This window comes from Citrobacter sedlakii NBRC 105722, assembly GCF_000759835.1.
GTDB lineage: Bacteria > Pseudomonadota > Gammaproteobacteria > Enterobacterales > Enterobacteriaceae > Citrobacter_A > Citrobacter_A sedlakii.
The window spans coordinates 45,209-59,579 of record NZ_BBNB01000011.1 but is presented as its reverse complement, the minus strand read 5'-3'; the positions used below and the strand labels follow the sequence as shown (position 1 = coordinate 59,579).

Genomic DNA, 14,371 nt, shown 5'->3' with positions numbered 1-14,371 from the left:
AAGCGATGAAGATTGATCTCTCTGGCGAACTGAACGGAACAGGGAGCGGCGCGCTGTTTACCTCTTCCGGCTTCGGCTTTGGTGACTGGGAAAAGGCCGATGGCATCAACATCAGCGATGCAGATACGGCAAAAGCACTGATGTCCGATCTGGAATCTAAGCTGAATGATGTCGGTTCCGTACGCTCCAAAATGGGCGCCAGCATCAACCGTCTGGGCCACACCGCCTCTAACCTGGCGAACATGAAAGACAACACCGAACTGGCGCTGAGCAATATTCAGGACGCTGATTTCGCCAGCGAGGCCTCCTCCATGACGCGTAACCAGATGCTGGCGCAGACCAGCATGTCCATGCTGAAGCAGTCCAACAGTATGTCCAGCATGGTGATGTCCCTGCTGGGCTAATTCCTCCCGGCGCCGCATCAATAAAAAACACCGCTGCATAGCGGTGTTTTTGTATCCGGCGACGTCGTTTCCTCTGCCGGAAATAGCGGAAAGGGAGATTCCTCCCGTTTTGTAACCTACTGAAAATGTTTAATTAAAAAGTTGGCACGATAGTTGCTTAAATGACGTCATGTCGAACGCGACGAGCGTGCCTGGAGAAACCTTTTATGTCTGATTTTGACCCCACAACACTGGCTACACAGCTGGCAAGCTATGACATTCTGGCACTGCAGAACTCTATCCAGACGCAGACCTCCACGCTGGCCGCGCAGAAAAAAGCGCTAACTTCATTACGTACTGCGCTCACGGATTTTCGTACGGCGATCAAAGGGCTGAACTCCAGTTCCAGCAACGTGCTGAAGAACAGCGTCACCATGAATCAGGAGGGGATCGCCACTATCTCCGCCAGCGCCTCGGCCCGTAAAGGGACCTACAGCCTGAATGTGACGCAGTTGGCTTCCGCCCAGCAAAAAGGGTTTAGCGACCTGACGGATGAGGATATTAAAAACGCCACCGGCACGCTGACCATCAACCTGAACGGTGAAAGCATTGATATTGAGATGGACAATCTGAACAGTCTGTCCGATTTCGCCGGTGCGGTGAACAAGGCGGATTTTCCGAGCGCCAGCGGCAATACCTCTGCCACAGAGCAGAACGGCGTCACCGCCTCGCTGATGCGCGTTGACGGCAAAGTGCAACTGATGCTGAGCAGCGACCAGAGTGGGGAACAGTACGATATTCAACTCGATACCAGCGCGATGACCGGCGATCAGTCTATTTTCGACAATGCGACCATCATCACCAGCGGGAAAGATGCGAAATTTACGCTCGGCGATTCGCCCCAGGAGTACAGCAGCAGCTCCAACAACCTGGACAACCTGGTGGACGGCGTGTCGATCAAACTGACCGGCACGACGGAAGTTGGCAAACCACTGGTGATTTCCGTGGATACCGATCCCACCGGGACGCAAGAGCAGATTCAGGCCTTTATCGACGCCTACAACACGCTGAAAGATACGATCTCCGGGCTGACCTCTTCCGGAAGTAATACGGACGAACGCGGTGCGTTCGCCGGTGATGCGAGCATCTCTTCGCTCTCTAATGAGCTAAGTAACATTCTGCGCCAGACCTTCGGTGATGAAAACATGACCAAATTTGGCATCACCTCCGATAAAGACGGCAAGCTCTCGTTGGACGCCGACACGCTGGAAGAGCAGTTGAAAGCCGACCCACAGTCGGTAAATAACTTCTTTAACGGCAACGACGGCATGATCAAGGCGATGGATAAATCGCTGGATAAATACCTCAATACCAGCACCGGTTTGCTGAAAGGCCGCCAGGACACGCTCGACCGCCAGCAGCGCGATATCGACACGAAAACAGAAAAAATGAATACCCGTTATGAAAGCTCCTATAACCGCTACCTCAAGCAGTTCACGCAGTTGCAGAGCATCATGACGCAGATGAATAACACCATGAGCATGTTTAGCTAATTCTAAGGGAATCTGAGCGTAATGTACGGTAACGATCGGGAAGGCTACGGCCTTTACCACCAGGAAGATCTCGCGATTCAGTCGGCGGCGGCGAATCCGCACCAGTTGGTGCTGATGCTGTTTAACGGGCTAATGGATGAATTAATTCGCGCGAAAAGTCATATTGCCGCGCGTCGCTTTGAGCGCAAGGCGCAGAGCATCAATAAATGCATCGATATTCTCAACGCGCTGACCAGCGCGCTCGACTTCGAAAAGGGCGGCGAACTGGCCCTGAGCCTGGCGAATCTCTACGACTACTGCGTCTACCGACTCTATGACGCCAGCCATAAGCTCTCTGTTGAACAGATCGAAGAAGTGGAAAACATTCTCGGCAACATCCAGGACGGCTGGGAAAAAATGGGTCAGGCTGCATGAGTTATCTCTCCTCTCTGCAAACCCTGGCGGCCACGCTGCGCCAGGTGACCGCCGATCATAACTGGCCGGCGGTACAGCGCGCCGATGGTGAAATCGCCGCGCTGCTGGCGGACATTCAGGGAAAAACCCTGAACGGCGCCGAGCAGCAGGCGCTGAAAACCCTGGCGAATATTCACCGCCAGGCGCGCGAATACTGCATGGGGCAGCTTGAGATTGTGGAAGCCAAAATGGCGCTCTCCGTACGTAATCGCGAAGGCGCAACGGCCTACGCAGCCTTTATGGATGCGGAGGATTTACGATGATGGATCTTCTCACGCTCGCGGCTGGCGCGGGTAATGCCTCGGGATCGCCGGTGCAGGCGGAGCCGATTACCGGAAGCAGCCCGGCGGTGACAGCCGCCAGCGCCCAGACGCCAGTGGCCTTTAGCGACGCGCTGCTGAATGTGGTGAATACGCTGATGGCCGGGCAGGGGGAAAACGCGCCCGCCGTCAGCGTCAGCGCCGAGGGGATTCGACAGAAAGCGAGCGAAGAGGCGAAGGACGCGACGGTGGAGGATTCCTCCCTGCTGAGAGTCGATGCGCAACAACAACTGCTGGATGCGTTGCTGATGCCGCGCCCGCAGCCGATTAACGTCGAAAACATGCGTACCGGCGAGGCGGCGACGACGCATTCCCTGCTTCAGCAAACGCCCGACGCGCTCAGTGGATACGCGCCTGCGCTGAACAGGGCGACAGGACTGCCGCAAGCGGTATCGGGGGCGGAAACGGCGCTGCCGGTCACGCCCGCAATGGGGAGACAGCTTCAGGTCGCGCCGCAGCTGATGACGGCGATGACCGCGGTAACGCCTGAGCTTGCTGTGCAGCCTGCTGGCACACAGAGCAGCAGTGTCGTCACGGTGAGTAACGACGCCCGCACCTCGCAGGGCGCGCCATTGAAGTTGGATACGGAAGATTCCCGCTGGACGCAGCAGCTCCAGCGAGTACTGGGCGAACGTCTGCAGGTGCAGGTGAAGAATCAGATCCAGCACGCCACCATCCGTCTTGACCCGCCGGAGATGGGCAAAATAGACATCTCGTTGCAGATCGATAACGGTCGGATGCAAGTACAAATCAACGCCAGCCACGCCGAGGTATACCGTGCGTTACAGCAGACCAGCAACGATCTGCGTCAGAGCCTGACGGAACAAAATTTCGTGCAGGTCAACGTGCAGGTCTCATCGCAGTCCGGTGGACAGCAGCAGGAGAAGGGTTCGCCTTTTGCCGAACAGCAAGCGGCGATTCAGTCCGCGCCGGAGATCGCCACAGGCGCCACGGTGGCGGATGAAACACGCCGTAAAGATGATTCGGTATTACTGACCGTTTAACAGAAAGAACACTATGAATACAAAAACACTTTTATTTGGGGTGATTATCGCCCTTGTGACCGCCGTGATGGCGGCCGGTTTAACCGTGGTCGGCACCCACCTGCTGCGTTCCGATGAGAGCGCGACGGCGATCGATAAACTCTTTTCCTCTTCCGGGTCGCATTCGGTGGAGTTTGTGGAGATCAAAAATCTGGTGATCACCCTGAAAGGGAGCGGCCGTACGGAGCGTTACCTGCTGCTGGAACTTAACCTGGCGACCAACGGCCCGGATAACACCCGTAAATCGGAAGAGATGATCCCGGCAATTCGCGGGGCGACCGTCAGCCTGCTTTCCGATATGGAATACAGTGCAGTGCGCGCCTTAAGCGTGGGTGAGCTGCATAACAAACTGAAGACGGCCTACGAGGCGCGCTTCAGCAGCCTGAACATGAATGTACCATTTGATGACGTGATCATCAGCAAAATGGTTTTCCAGTGATTAATAAGCCGTAATGGACATGATGGATTTTATTGCCAGCGAAACGCTGACGCCCGCAGACGAAGCGCGCTACCTCAGCCAGTATCTGCCGTTGGTTAACAAAATTGTGAAACAGCTGGCATACCAGGCCAGCAGCGTGCTTGACCGCGAAGATATGGAGCAGAGCGCGCTGATGGGGCTGTTAAGCTCGCTGCGTCGCTATGGTCATCCTGACGAGCAGTTTGCCGCCTATGCTGCGCCGCGTATTCGCGGCGCGGTGCTGGACGAACTGCGTCAGCTTGACTGGCGGCCGCGTCGACTGCGACAGAAAACGCACAAGATCAACGATGCCATTCGCGAAGTGGCGCGGCTGTTGGGCCGCCCGCCGACGTTTGATGATCTTAGCCGCCATCTTTCCATTACGGCTGATGAGTATCAGGAGTATCTGCTGCTGGATTGCGCCAAAGCGCTGGAGAGCCTTGACGATCTCCTGAGCAATGATGTGCATGCCGGGGCGCTGGATAGCCGCCCCCTTGAAGAGGAGATGATTGTCAGCCGCACGCTGCGCAACGCGCTGGCAAGCCTCGATGAACGTGAACAGTTGATCCTCACGCTCTATTACCAGCAGGAAATGAGCCTGAAAGAGATTGCCCTGGTGCTTGATCTCACCGAGGCGAGAGTCTGTCAGCTCAATAAAAAAATCGCGCAAAAAATTCAGTCTTTTTTCCAGAAGTGAAAGTGAAAGGTTTATGCAGAAATTCTTAGGTATTCTCATCATCATGGGGTGTGTTGTCGGCGGTTTTATTATGTCTGGCGGGCATTTAGCATCATTCTGGCAGCCGGGTGAAATCATCATCATCCTCGGTGCGGGCATGGGCGCAATGGTTCTGGCGAACCCGAAAGCCGTTCTGGGCGAGATGTATCGCCAGTTCCGCGGCATTATGCGCAAAAACGAGTACACCAGCGAATACCAGCGCGAGCTGCTGATGCTGCTGTATGAACTACTGGAGCTGGTGCAGGACGGCGGCCTGAAGGTGCTGGACGAGCACATCGAATCGCCGGCCAATAGCCCGTTGTTCCAGAAATATCCGCAAATGCTGCGTGATAAAGCGCTGGTCATGTTTATCTCCGATAACTTCCGCCTGATGGCAATGGGCAAGATCAACGAACATGAGCTGGAGGGGATTCTGGAGCAGGAACTCGGCGCGATGGAAGAGAACCTGCTCCAGCCGTCGCGCTCGCTGCAGCGTACCGCTGAAGCGATGCCGGGCTTCGGGATCTGCGCCGCGGTGCTCGGGATAATTATCACCATGCAGTCCATTGATGGCTCGATTGCCGTGATCGGCGTGAAGGTCGCGGCAGCGCTGGTGGGCACCTTCCTCGGCGTTTTCTTCTGTTACTGTCTGATGGATCCTGTCGCGAACGCCATGGAGCAGCGCACCAAAAAGCAGATTGCGGTGCTGGAGTGCGTGCGTACTGTGCTGGTCAACCATGTCGCAGGCAAACCGACCCTGCTGGCGGTCGACGCCGGACGCAAAATGTTGCCGATGGATTCTAAACCAACCTTTGCCACTCTTGATGGCTGGGTGAACCAGATGACGGGTATGGCCGATGCGTAGTCGCGGTAAAGATCACCACACCACAATCATCAAGCGCTCGTCGCGTAAAGGGCATGAGGAGATCCATGGCGGCGCGTGGAAAGTGGCTTTCGCCGATTTTACGCTGGCGATGATGGCGCTGTTTATGGTGCTGTGGATCATGGGCGCGGTCACCGAAGAGGAGCGTAAAGAGATTGTCTCTCTGCTCAACGGCGGCGAGACGATATTTGAAGGCCATGCGATTTCGCCGATCACCCAGAAAGATGTGGGCGGCGATCTGACCATCGTCGGCAAACGCGATCCGCAGAAAAACACGGCAGAACAGAAAAAACAGCTGGCGCAGCAGGTTAAGCAGTCGGAAAGTCTCAAAGACGTTAACACCCGTTCGAACGCCGAGATTGAGGAGCTGGCGCGCATCATTATGCAGATCACCTCCGCGTATGACGCGCAGTCCAACCTTAAAATGGAGATTGTGCCGCAGGGGTTACGCATTCTGGTTTCTGACGATAGGAAACGGGAGATGTTCCAGCGCAGCAGCGCCGTTCTGACGCCGTTCTTTAACCGGCTGCTGACCCGCTTTGCGCCGGAACTGAATAAGATAGATAACAAGATCATTATTACCGGCCATACGGACGCCACGCGTTTTCGCGATCAGGTGCTGTATAACAACTGGAATCTCTCCGGCGAGCGCGCCATGCAGGCGCGTGCAGTGCTGACGAAAGGCGGGCTCGACCCGAACAAAGTGTTGCAGGTCAGCGGCATGGCTGATCAGATGCTCCTCGACCCGAACCAGCCGCTGAGTTCTGCGAATCGCCGTATTGAAATCATGGTGTTAACGCACTCTGCCAGTGAGTCACTGTATCAGTTTTTTGGCCAGCATGGTGAGAAAATCATTAAGCCGCTGGTCGAGAAAATCTCGAAAAATCCATAATAAAAGAGTTGTCGCGTGAAACGTTTTCTCTCTTTTACTTCTGGCTTGCCCGTTCTTCGGGCACCTCTTTTTCTGCTGGCGCTGGTGCTGTTGGCAAACTCCGGATATAGCGCCGCCCGTTCTCAGCCGTCGTCGGAAAGCGCGGAACTGGCGAGGCAACAGAACCGTCTGCGGTTGATGGCTAAGGTCAAAAAGCGGACGGTGACCGTACCCTTAACGCCGGAGCAGAAGCGCCGGGACATCGAGCAAAAACGCGCGACGCGGCTGAAAAATCGCGAAATGCTGGCGATGCATTCCCGCTGGCGACCCGGCACCGTCGATGCGCTCTGGACGCGCTCGCTGGATGAAAAGGCGCCCGTGACCCGGGAGGCGCTTCAGCGCGCGGCCAAACTGCGCACGGTGATCCGCCGCCTGGAAGGGCAGCTCGGCAAACCTTACGTCTGGGGCGGTAAAACCCCCACCGAGGGCTTTGATTGCAGCGGACTGGTCTTCTACGCCTACAATGCGGTGCTGGAGCGCAAGCTGCCGCGCACGGCGAATGAAATGTATCAGGCGAATCATCTGAAGCCGGTGCGCAGAGACAAACTGCGCAACGGCGATCTGGTGTTCTTCAACATCAACCAGCGCCCCGGCGCCGATCACGTTGGCGTCTATCTGGGCGACGATAAGTTTATTGAAGCGCCACGTACCGGGCTGAAAATCCGCATTAGCCAGCTTTCAGACAATTTCTGGCAATCACATTATCTTGGCGCGCGCCGCATTCTGAGTGAAGACGCCGCGTTGTGAAAAATACCCTTTAGATTGAGATACCACCCATGACCGCAACCCGTATGAAATTCGCCATTGATGATGGCTCCACCAACGTCAAAATCAGCTGGATTGAAAACGGCACACTGAAAACCGTTGTGTCGCCGAACTCTTTTCGCAAAGACTGGAAAAGCGCCGCGCTGCTGCGCGGACAGTCGGTTTACAACTACACCATCGGCACCACGAAATACACCTACGACGCCACCTCCGATAAGGCGCTGTCGACCACGCACATCGACTACCAGTATGACGATCTGAATCTGCTGGCGGTACATCACGCGCTGCTGCAAACTGGCATGACGCCGTGCGACGTGGATATCGTGGTCACGCTGCCGATTACCCAGTTCTACAACCCGGACGATTGCCAGCGTAACGAAAGCCGCATCGAAGCGAAGCGCCGCAATCTGACGCGCGACATTTCCCTCAATAAGGGCGAACTGTTCCGTATCGTCGATGTGCAGGTGATGCCGGAGAGTCTGCCGGCGGCGCTTTCGCATCTATTGAATTCGAACGTCAACGAGTTTACGAAGTCGCTGGTGATTGACTGCGGCGGCACCACGCTGGATATGGGAGTGATCGTCGGCGAATTTGACGATGTCTCCGCGATTTACGGTAACAATGAGATTGGTGTGGCGATGGTGACTGACGCCACCCGCAAGCTGCTGGCCGCCGCAGACAGCGACTCCAGCTATCTGGTGGCGAATGAACTGATCAAACGCCGCCATGATATGGCGTTTGTGAAAAGCGTGATTAACGATGAGTCGCGCATCGACGACATTCTTGAGCGCGTGGCGATTAAAATTCAGGAGCTGGGCGACCAGGTGGCGTATGAAGCGAAAAAATTCGCCAAAAACCCGAACCGCGTTTATCTGGTCGGCGGCGGGGCGCATCTGATTGAATCCGCTGTACGTCAGACTTATGCGACCCTGGGCGATCGCGTGGTGACCATCGACAATCCGCAAAGCGCGCTGTCGCGCGAAATCTGCCTGTACCATGCGGAAAGCGGCGTTGAGCAGGTGGCTGCGCCGCAGATGGTCGAGGTCGGCGACGATGAATAACAGGCAAATTCGCCGGGTTAATCTCTCCCTGCATTTGTCGCCGGAGCATTCGCGTGCGGATCTGCGCGCGATGCTGCATCTGAAAAAATGGCACGATGACATCAACCAGGCGGGCGGAAATGCGAGTGACGCCAGTATGGAGATGCGTCGTTTTCACCGTAACGTCTATCTGGCTGGGCTACAGCTGCAGATGCTGAATCCGCAGCTTTGCAGCCATATCGCCGAATCGATTGGTCGTGAAACGCTGACGCTGGAGGCGCTTTGTGCCGAACTGAGTGAAGGACAACTGCTGCCGGTCGCCGCGGCGGAGCCCGCTTCCGCCCCGCAAAACTGCCTGGAGTTCAGCAAGCCGCAGTTGCGCCAGCTGCGTGCGCTGATGTCCGACGCGATGCAACGGCAGCCAGTTGTGAAAGAGAAAGATGAGGGTGAACTGGCGGCGATGCACGATGAAATCGCACAACTGAAAGCGCTGCTGGAAAAGCAACATGTGTTGTTGCAACAACTGAAGATGATCGCCCGGACGACGCCTGCGGCGGAAAGCGCAAAAACGTCCGGGGCGGAAGAGATAGATTTAAGCACGCTTGAGGCCCAGACGCAGAAGATGAAACAGATTAAACAAAAAGGGATTTTTTGAGGTGCTCCTCTCCGTGAGGAGAGGGGACACTAATTGCCGATATATTTCAATGGGTTGAATGGTAGGCTCTGTACCCTTTCCATCTTAAGGCTATAGTGGCAGTTTGAGAATCAACGTTAGCGCCTGGGTTTGCGATACCTTAAAGCCTTGGTGAATATAAAAGTATTTGGCTTCTTCAGACAGAGAGTGAGCCATGATCGCGCGAACACCACTATTTTCAGCCACTCTATAACATCGAAGAACGGCATACTAAAGAAGGTCTGCTCCAGACGTCATATTTTTCGCCGTTAGGCAGGGCGTAAATCAATCTGACAGGCGATTATATTTGGAAAAAAAACCGGATACCGATAGGTTTTGTCGGCTGAGGCCAGCTAAAATGCAAAAACGGACCTCCATGGAGGTCCGTTGATATGAATTTGGTGCCCGGACTCGGAATCGAACCAAGGACACGGGGATTTTCAATCCCCTGCTCTACCGACTGAGCTATCCGGGCAACGGGGCGCATTAAAACCGATCCGCCTCGTTTCGTCAACGAAATTTCTTCAAATCAACGCAGACTGCACAATCTATCACCACTTTGCTGTTATTGCACGCATTCTCAGGCGAAAAATGCCGTCCAGGCGGCGGAAAGCGGCATTGCCAGCAGTAGGGCAGGGAGCATATTGACCACTGCGAACATCTTGATGCCGCAGATGCGCAAACCGGTGGCGACCAGCAGTAATCCGCCAACGGCACTGAAGTCTGCCATCATCGCTGGCGTGGTGAGCGGCAGGATCAGCGCCGCGCAGGCTGCCAGCGACAGCTGGATTAACAGCATTGGCGCCGAAATGGCCGACACGGCAATACCGAGCGAGCAGGCGAAAATCATCGCCGTAAAAAAATCGAGAAAAGATTTGGCAATCAGGATACTGGGATCACCAGTCATCCCTTCGCGCATCGCACCGAAAATGCCGGTGCCGCTGGCGCAAAACAGAACAATAATGGCGACAAAGTTCTGAATAAACGACTCATGTGGTTGTTTTTTCCCCGGCCTTGAAAAGAGCGCCTGCGCTTTCGCCACCGCATTGTTGATGCCTTTTTCCAGATAGCAAAACTCGCCTATCAGTGCGCCGATCAGCGTTGCCAGAACCATGACCGGCAGATTGGCGCATTTGACCACCAGTAAAATACCAATACCAAGCGACGCCAGGCCGAAAATCGACGTCATTGAGACACGAATCCGTTCCGGTAAACGTTGGCTGAGAAGGGCACCGATAACGCCGCCGAGCAACACTGCGCTGGCGTTAATGAAAGGTCCGATTACCACGTTAGCTCCTGCTAAATATTTTGTCAGAGTGCATTATTATGACCTGGTTCTCACCTTTAATGCTTGTTTATCCGTGGCCTGTGTGCATAGAGATTTGATCTTGCGCCTGCCGGGTAAAGGTGCCATCATTGCGCGAATTTTCTCCAGTCTGTTGGGGCCGCATGGGATGAATGTCGCGTCTTCACATCGCCTTTATCATCATCGCCGTCTGGTGCGATGCGTGCCCCTTCTCGTTACTCCCTTTCCTTTACTCACCATGCGGTGAGGGTAGCGCATGCTCACGCGGGACAACAGTAAGATCAGAAACGGTCTGCTTTTACTGATGTCTGGCGGTCGGAGCTGGTGACCAGTTTGACCCAACATCTCGTGGGACAGGGCGATACGCCTTGTCCGGGACTTTTTTCTCCCGAAACGGGTTTTTGCGCTTATGAAATCTATGAACATTGCCGCCAGTAGTGAACTGGTTTCGCGTTTATCTACTCACCGTGGCGTAGTCGCGCTGGACAGCACCGACTTTACCGATGTGGCCGCCGTCGTGCTGACTGTCGCCGACAGCCGTAGCGGCATTCTGGCGCTGCTTAAGCGTACGGGATTCCATCTGCCGGTATTTATCCTGAGTGATGAGAAAACCGATACGCCAGCAGGCGTGCAGGCGATCATCAGCGGCAATGCGCAGGAGTGGCTTGAGCTGGAAGCCGCTGCCTGCCAGTATGAAGAAAATCTCCTGCCGCCCTTTTACGACACCCTGACGCAGTATGTGGAAATGGGCAACAGCACCTTTGCCTGTCCAGGTCATCAGCATGGCGCGTTTTTTAAAAAGCATCCGGCCGGGCGGCATTTTTATGACTTCTTTGGCGAGAACGTTTTCCGCGCGGACATGTGTAACGCCGACGTTAAGCTCGGCGATCTGCTGATCCACGAAGGATCGGCAAAACATGCGCAAAAGTTTGCGGCAAAAGTGTTTCACGCCGATAAAACCTACTTTGTGCTGAACGGCACGTCGGCGGCCAATAAAGTGGTAACGAATGCGCTGTTGACCCGTGGCGATCTGGTGCTGTTCGACCGTAATAACCACAAGTCAAACCATCATGGGGCGCTGATCCAGGCCGGGGCGACGCCGGTGTATCTGGAAGCGGCGCGCAATCCGTTTGGTTTTATCGGCGGGATCGATAATCACTGTTTTAATGAAGACTACCTGCGTGCGCAGATTCGTCGCGTAGCGCCGCACAAAGCCGGGGCGCCGCGTCCGTTTCGCCTTGCGATCATCCAGCTTGGCACCTATGACGGCACCATCTATAACGCCCGACAGGTGATCGACAACATCGGCCATCTGTGCGACTACATTTTGTTTGATTCCGCCTGGGTGGGCTACGAGCAGTTTATCCCGATGATGGCGGACGGTTCACCGCTGCTGCTGGAACTGAATGAAAACGATCCGGGTATTTTCGTCACCCAGTCGGTACACAAGCAGCAGGCCGGGTTCTCGCAGACTTCACAAATCCATAAAAAAGATAACCACCTTCGTGGTCAGGCGCGTTTTTGTCCACATAAGCGACTGAACAACGCGTTTATGCTGCATGCGTCCACCAGCCCGTTTTATCCACTGTTTGCCGCCCTGGATGTGAACGCCAAAATCCATGAAGGGGAGAGCGGCCGACGACTGTGGGCGGAGTGCGTAGAACTGGGAATTGAAGCGCGTAAAGCCATCCTCGCCAGCTGTAAGTTGCTCCAGCCGTTTATCCCGCCCGTGGTGGACGGCAAAGCCTGGCAGGATTATCCGACGGAACGGATTGCCCGCGAGCGACGTTTCTTCAGCTTTGAGCCAGGCGCCAAATGGCACGGATTTGCAGGCTATGCCGATGACCAGTATTTTGTCGATCCGTGTAAGCTGCTGCTCACAACGCCGGGCATTGATGCCGAAACCGGACGCTATACCGACTTTGGCATTCCGGCGACGATACTCGCCCACTACCTGCGGGAAAACGGCATTGTACCGGAAAAATGCGATCTCAACTCCATCCTGTTTCTGCTGACGCCTGCCGAAAGCGCAGAGAAAATGGCCCACCTGGTGGCGATGCTGGCCCAGTTTGAACAGCATATCGAAGACGACACGCCGCTTGCGGACGTACTGCCGACCATCTTCAACAAATATCCCGTGCGCTACCGCGATTACACGCTGCGCGAGCTGTGTCAGGAAATGCACGATGTGTATGTCAGCTTTAACGTCAAAGAGTTGCAAAAGGCAATGTTCCGTCAGGAAAGCCTGCCGAAGGTGGCAATGAACCCACAGGATGCCAACAGCGCCTTTATTCGCGGCGACGTTGAGTTGGTACGCATTAGCGATGCCGAAGGGCGTATTGCCGCAGAAGGCGCACTGCCGTATCCACCGGGCGTGCTGTGCGTGGTGCCCGGTGAAGTATGGGGCGGCGCGGTACAGCGCTATTTCCTGGCGCTGGAAGAAGGGGTGAATATGCTGCCGGGCTTCTCGCCGGAATTACAGGGAGTTTACAGTGAAAAAGACGCCGATGGCATTAAGCGGCTGTATGGCTACGTGTTGAAGTAACGCCGCGTCCAGGCCGGATGGCGAACGCCATCCGGCAATCGGATTAATGCGCCACAGACTGCGTACCCGTCGGTACGCGAACGTGCTTGTACTTAAACAGCGCCACGAAGGCGAAGGCCAGCACCAGCGAGTAGCCCGCGAAGATCAGCCACACGGTTTGCCAGTCGGTAATGCCGTTCAGGGTGTAATGCTCCACCACTTTTCCGCTTACCACGCCGCCGAGAATACAACCGAAGCCGTTGGTCATCATCAGGAACATGCCCTGCGCGCTGGCGCGGATTTCCGGGCGAACCTCTTTTTCCACAAACACAGAACCGGAGATGTTGAAAAAGTCGAAGGCGCAGCCGTACACAATCATCGACAGAACCAGCAGCACGGTACCGAACGGCGTCGGGTCACCGTAGGCGAACAGACCGAAGCGCAGCATCCACGCTACGATACTGATCAGCATAACGTTTTTGATGCCGTAGCGGCTAAGGAAGAACGGAATGGTCAGGATGAACAGCGTTTCGGAGATCTGCGAAATCGACATCATCACCGACGCGTGTTCAACGATAAAGCTTCCGGAGAACAGCGGGTTGTTATCAAAGCTGTGCAGGAAGGTATTCCCGAACATATTGGTAATTTGCAGCTCCGCGCCCAGCATCATGGAGAAGATAAAGAAGATCGCCATACGCTTGTTTTTGAACAGCGCAAACGCGTCCAGACCCAGCATGGAGGACCAGCTCTGGTTCTTCTGTTGATTTGCAACCGGAATATGCGGCAGCGTCAGGGTGAACAGCACCAGCAGTACCGACAGCGCTGCGCCAATGTACAGCTGCATATGGCTTAGTTCAAAGCCGGAGAAGCTCACGCCCCACATCGCCATGATAAACCCGATGGTGCCCCAGATGCGGATTGGCGGGAAGTCGGTGACGATGTCCATCCCCGCAGACTGGAGACGATAATAGGAAATGGTGTTGATCAGACCGAGCGTCGGCATGTAGGCCAGCGAGTTCAGCAGGATCACAAAGAACATCGCGCCCGGCGTGGTAACTTCCGCGGCCATAAATAGCGTTGCCGCCCCGACGATATGACAGAGGGCGTAAACCCATTTCGCGCTCAGCCATTTGTCGGCAACGATCCCCAGTAGCGTCGGCATAAAGACTGCCGCGATCCCCAGCGAGCTATACACCGCGCCAATGGAAGCACCGTCAAATTTGAGGGTGACAAACATATAGGAACCGAGCGTCGTCAGCCAGCTACCCCACAGGCAGAACTGCAGAAACGAGAGTATTTTCAGCTGCAGCTTAAGATTCATGTTA

At 55.2% G+C, this 14,371-nt stretch carries 15 protein-coding genes, 1 tRNA gene and 1 pseudogene; 13 read left to right on the top strand and 4 right to left on the bottom strand.

The genetic code is table 11. The features are described from left to right. From CSE01S_RS15790 to CSE01S_RS15735, 12 genes are all read left to right on the top strand, one after another. Positions 1-404, top strand: a 404-nt coding sequence (locus CSE01S_RS15790; RefSeq protein ID WP_042290482.1) for a flagellin, incomplete at its 5' end; no start/stop codon positions are given. Positions 405-610: 206 nt separating this feature from the next. Beyond that, positions 611-1,936, top strand: coding sequence for a flagellar filament capping protein FliD (fliD, locus tag CSE01S_RS15785; RefSeq protein WP_042290459.1), 1,326 nt, complete (start codon positions 611-613; stop codon positions 1,934-1,936). A gap of 21 nt (positions 1,937-1,957) precedes the next feature. Beyond that, positions 1,958-2,350 carry a flagellar export chaperone FliS gene (fliS, locus tag CSE01S_RS15780; RefSeq protein ID WP_042290456.1) on the top strand — a complete coding sequence of 131 codons (393 nt, stop codon included), beginning with the start codon at positions 1,958-1,960 and terminating at the stop codon, positions 2,348-2,350. Next, positions 2,347-2,652 (top strand): hypothetical protein, encoded by a 306-nt coding sequence (locus tag CSE01S_RS15775; RefSeq protein WP_042290454.1) that lies wholly within the window; start codon positions 2,347-2,349, stop codon positions 2,650-2,652. Before fliS ends, CSE01S_RS15775 begins: the two co-directional genes overlap by 4 nt. Continuing rightward, positions 2,649-3,713 (top strand): flagellar hook-length control protein FliK, encoded by a 1,065-nt coding sequence (locus tag CSE01S_RS21955; protein ID WP_052406302.1) that lies wholly within the window; start codon positions 2,649-2,651, stop codon positions 3,711-3,713. The genes CSE01S_RS15775 and CSE01S_RS21955 overlap by 4 nt, the downstream gene beginning before the upstream one ends. Before the next feature lie 13 nt (positions 3,714-3,726). Then, the gene (locus tag CSE01S_RS15765) at positions 3,727-4,191 is read left to right on the top strand and encodes a flagellar basal body-associated FliL family protein (RefSeq protein ID WP_042290450.1); all 465 of its coding nucleotides are present in this window, start codon (positions 3,727-3,729) and stop codon (positions 4,189-4,191) included. A 13-nt stretch (positions 4,192-4,204) separates the two neighbouring features. After that, a complete protein-coding gene (locus CSE01S_RS15760) occupies positions 4,205-4,906 on the top strand; it encodes a FliA/WhiG family RNA polymerase sigma factor (RefSeq protein ID WP_042290448.1) in 702 nt (233 codons plus the stop codon). Positions 4,907-4,919: 13 nt separating this feature from the next. Beyond that, positions 4,920-5,789: a flagellar motor stator protein MotA gene (motA, locus tag CSE01S_RS15755; protein WP_042290445.1), complete on the top strand. Its 870-nt coding sequence runs from the start codon at positions 4,920-4,922 to the stop codon at positions 5,787-5,789. Continuing rightward, positions 5,782-6,699, top strand: coding sequence for a putative lateral flagellar export/assembly protein LafU (gene lafU, locus CSE01S_RS15750; protein WP_042290444.1), 918 nt, complete (start codon positions 5,782-5,784; stop codon positions 6,697-6,699). Before motA ends, lafU begins: the two co-directional genes overlap by 8 nt. Before the next feature lie 15 nt (positions 6,700-6,714). Next, positions 6,715-7,485 carry a C40 family peptidase gene (locus tag CSE01S_RS23475; protein WP_304501108.1) on the top strand — a complete coding sequence of 257 codons (771 nt, stop codon included), beginning with the start codon at positions 6,715-6,717 and terminating at the stop codon, positions 7,483-7,485. A 29-nt stretch (positions 7,486-7,514) separates the two neighbouring features. Further along, positions 7,515-8,564, top strand: coding sequence for a plasmid segregation protein ParM domain-containing protein (parM, locus tag CSE01S_RS15740; RefSeq protein WP_082636856.1), 1,050 nt, complete (start codon positions 7,515-7,517; stop codon positions 8,562-8,564). Further along, a complete protein-coding gene (locus CSE01S_RS15735; protein WP_042290440.1) occupies positions 8,557-9,198 on the top strand; it encodes a hypothetical protein in 642 nt (213 codons plus the stop codon). The genes parM and CSE01S_RS15735 overlap by 8 nt, the downstream gene beginning before the upstream one ends. 90 nt (positions 9,199-9,288) lie before the next feature. Here the strand turns inward: CSE01S_RS15735 and CSE01S_RS15730 are convergent. From CSE01S_RS15730 to CSE01S_RS15720, 3 genes and pseudogenes are all read right to left on the bottom strand, one after another. Next, positions 9,289-9,465 (bottom strand): annotated as a pseudogene (locus tag CSE01S_RS15730) (GNAT family N-acetyltransferase); the annotation flags it as partial. 150 nt (positions 9,466-9,615) lie between these two features. Then, positions 9,616-9,691: transfer RNA gene (locus tag CSE01S_RS15725), tRNA-Phe, on the bottom strand. Positions 9,692-9,796: 105 nt separating this feature from the next. After that, a complete protein-coding gene (locus CSE01S_RS15720) occupies positions 9,797-10,504 on the bottom strand; it encodes a DUF554 domain-containing protein (protein WP_042290438.1) in 708 nt (235 codons plus the stop codon). 427 nt (positions 10,505-10,931) lie between these two features. Here CSE01S_RS15720 and CSE01S_RS15715 point away from each other — a divergent pair, with 427 nt between their 5' ends. After that, entirely contained in the window at positions 10,932-13,067 is a 2,136-nt protein-coding gene (locus CSE01S_RS15715; protein WP_042290436.1) for an ornithine decarboxylase, read from the top strand. Between the two features lie 43 nt (positions 13,068-13,110). On the opposite strand, the gene CSE01S_RS15710 is transcribed toward CSE01S_RS15715, so the two are convergent. Beyond that, the gene (locus CSE01S_RS15710; RefSeq protein WP_042290435.1) at positions 13,111-14,367 is read right to left on the bottom strand and encodes a nucleoside permease; all 1,257 of its coding nucleotides are present in this window, start codon (positions 14,365-14,367) and stop codon (positions 13,111-13,113) included. Positions 14,368-14,371: the final 4 nt, after the last annotated feature.

Bases quoted from the DNA above. Each gene is read 5' to 3' on its own strand.
- fliD (WP_042290459.1), top strand. From the start codon at position 611: ATGTCTGATTTTGACCCCACAACACTGGCTACACAGCTGGCAAGCTAT.
- fliS (WP_042290456.1), top strand. From the start codon at position 1,958: ATGTACGGTAACGATCGGGAAGGCTACGGCCTTTACCACCAGGAAGAT.
- CSE01S_RS15775 (WP_042290454.1), top strand. From the start codon at position 2,347: ATGAGTTATCTCTCCTCTCTGCAAACCCTGGCGGCCACGCTGCGCCAG.
- CSE01S_RS21955 (WP_052406302.1), top strand. From the start codon at position 2,649: ATGATGGATCTTCTCACGCTCGCGGCTGGCGCGGGTAATGCCTCGGGA.
- CSE01S_RS15765 (WP_042290450.1), top strand. From the start codon at position 3,727: ATGAATACAAAAACACTTTTATTTGGGGTGATTATCGCCCTTGTGACC.
- CSE01S_RS15760 (WP_042290448.1), top strand. From the start codon at position 4,205: ATGGACATGATGGATTTTATTGCCAGCGAAACGCTGACGCCCGCAGAC.
- motA (WP_042290445.1), top strand. From the start codon at position 4,920: ATGCAGAAATTCTTAGGTATTCTCATCATCATGGGGTGTGTTGTCGGC.
- lafU (WP_042290444.1), top strand. From the start codon at position 5,782: ATGCGTAGTCGCGGTAAAGATCACCACACCACAATCATCAAGCGCTCG.
- parM (WP_082636856.1), top strand. From the start codon at position 7,515: ATGACCGCAACCCGTATGAAATTCGCCATTGATGATGGCTCCACCAAC.
- CSE01S_RS15735 (WP_042290440.1), top strand. From the start codon at position 8,557: ATGAATAACAGGCAAATTCGCCGGGTTAATCTCTCCCTGCATTTGTCG.
- CSE01S_RS15715 (WP_042290436.1), top strand. From the start codon at position 10,932: ATGAAATCTATGAACATTGCCGCCAGTAGTGAACTGGTTTCGCGTTTA.
- CSE01S_RS15710 (WP_042290435.1), bottom strand. From the start codon at position 14,367: ATGAATCTTAAGCTGCAGCTGAAAATACTCTCGTTTCTGCAGTTCTGC.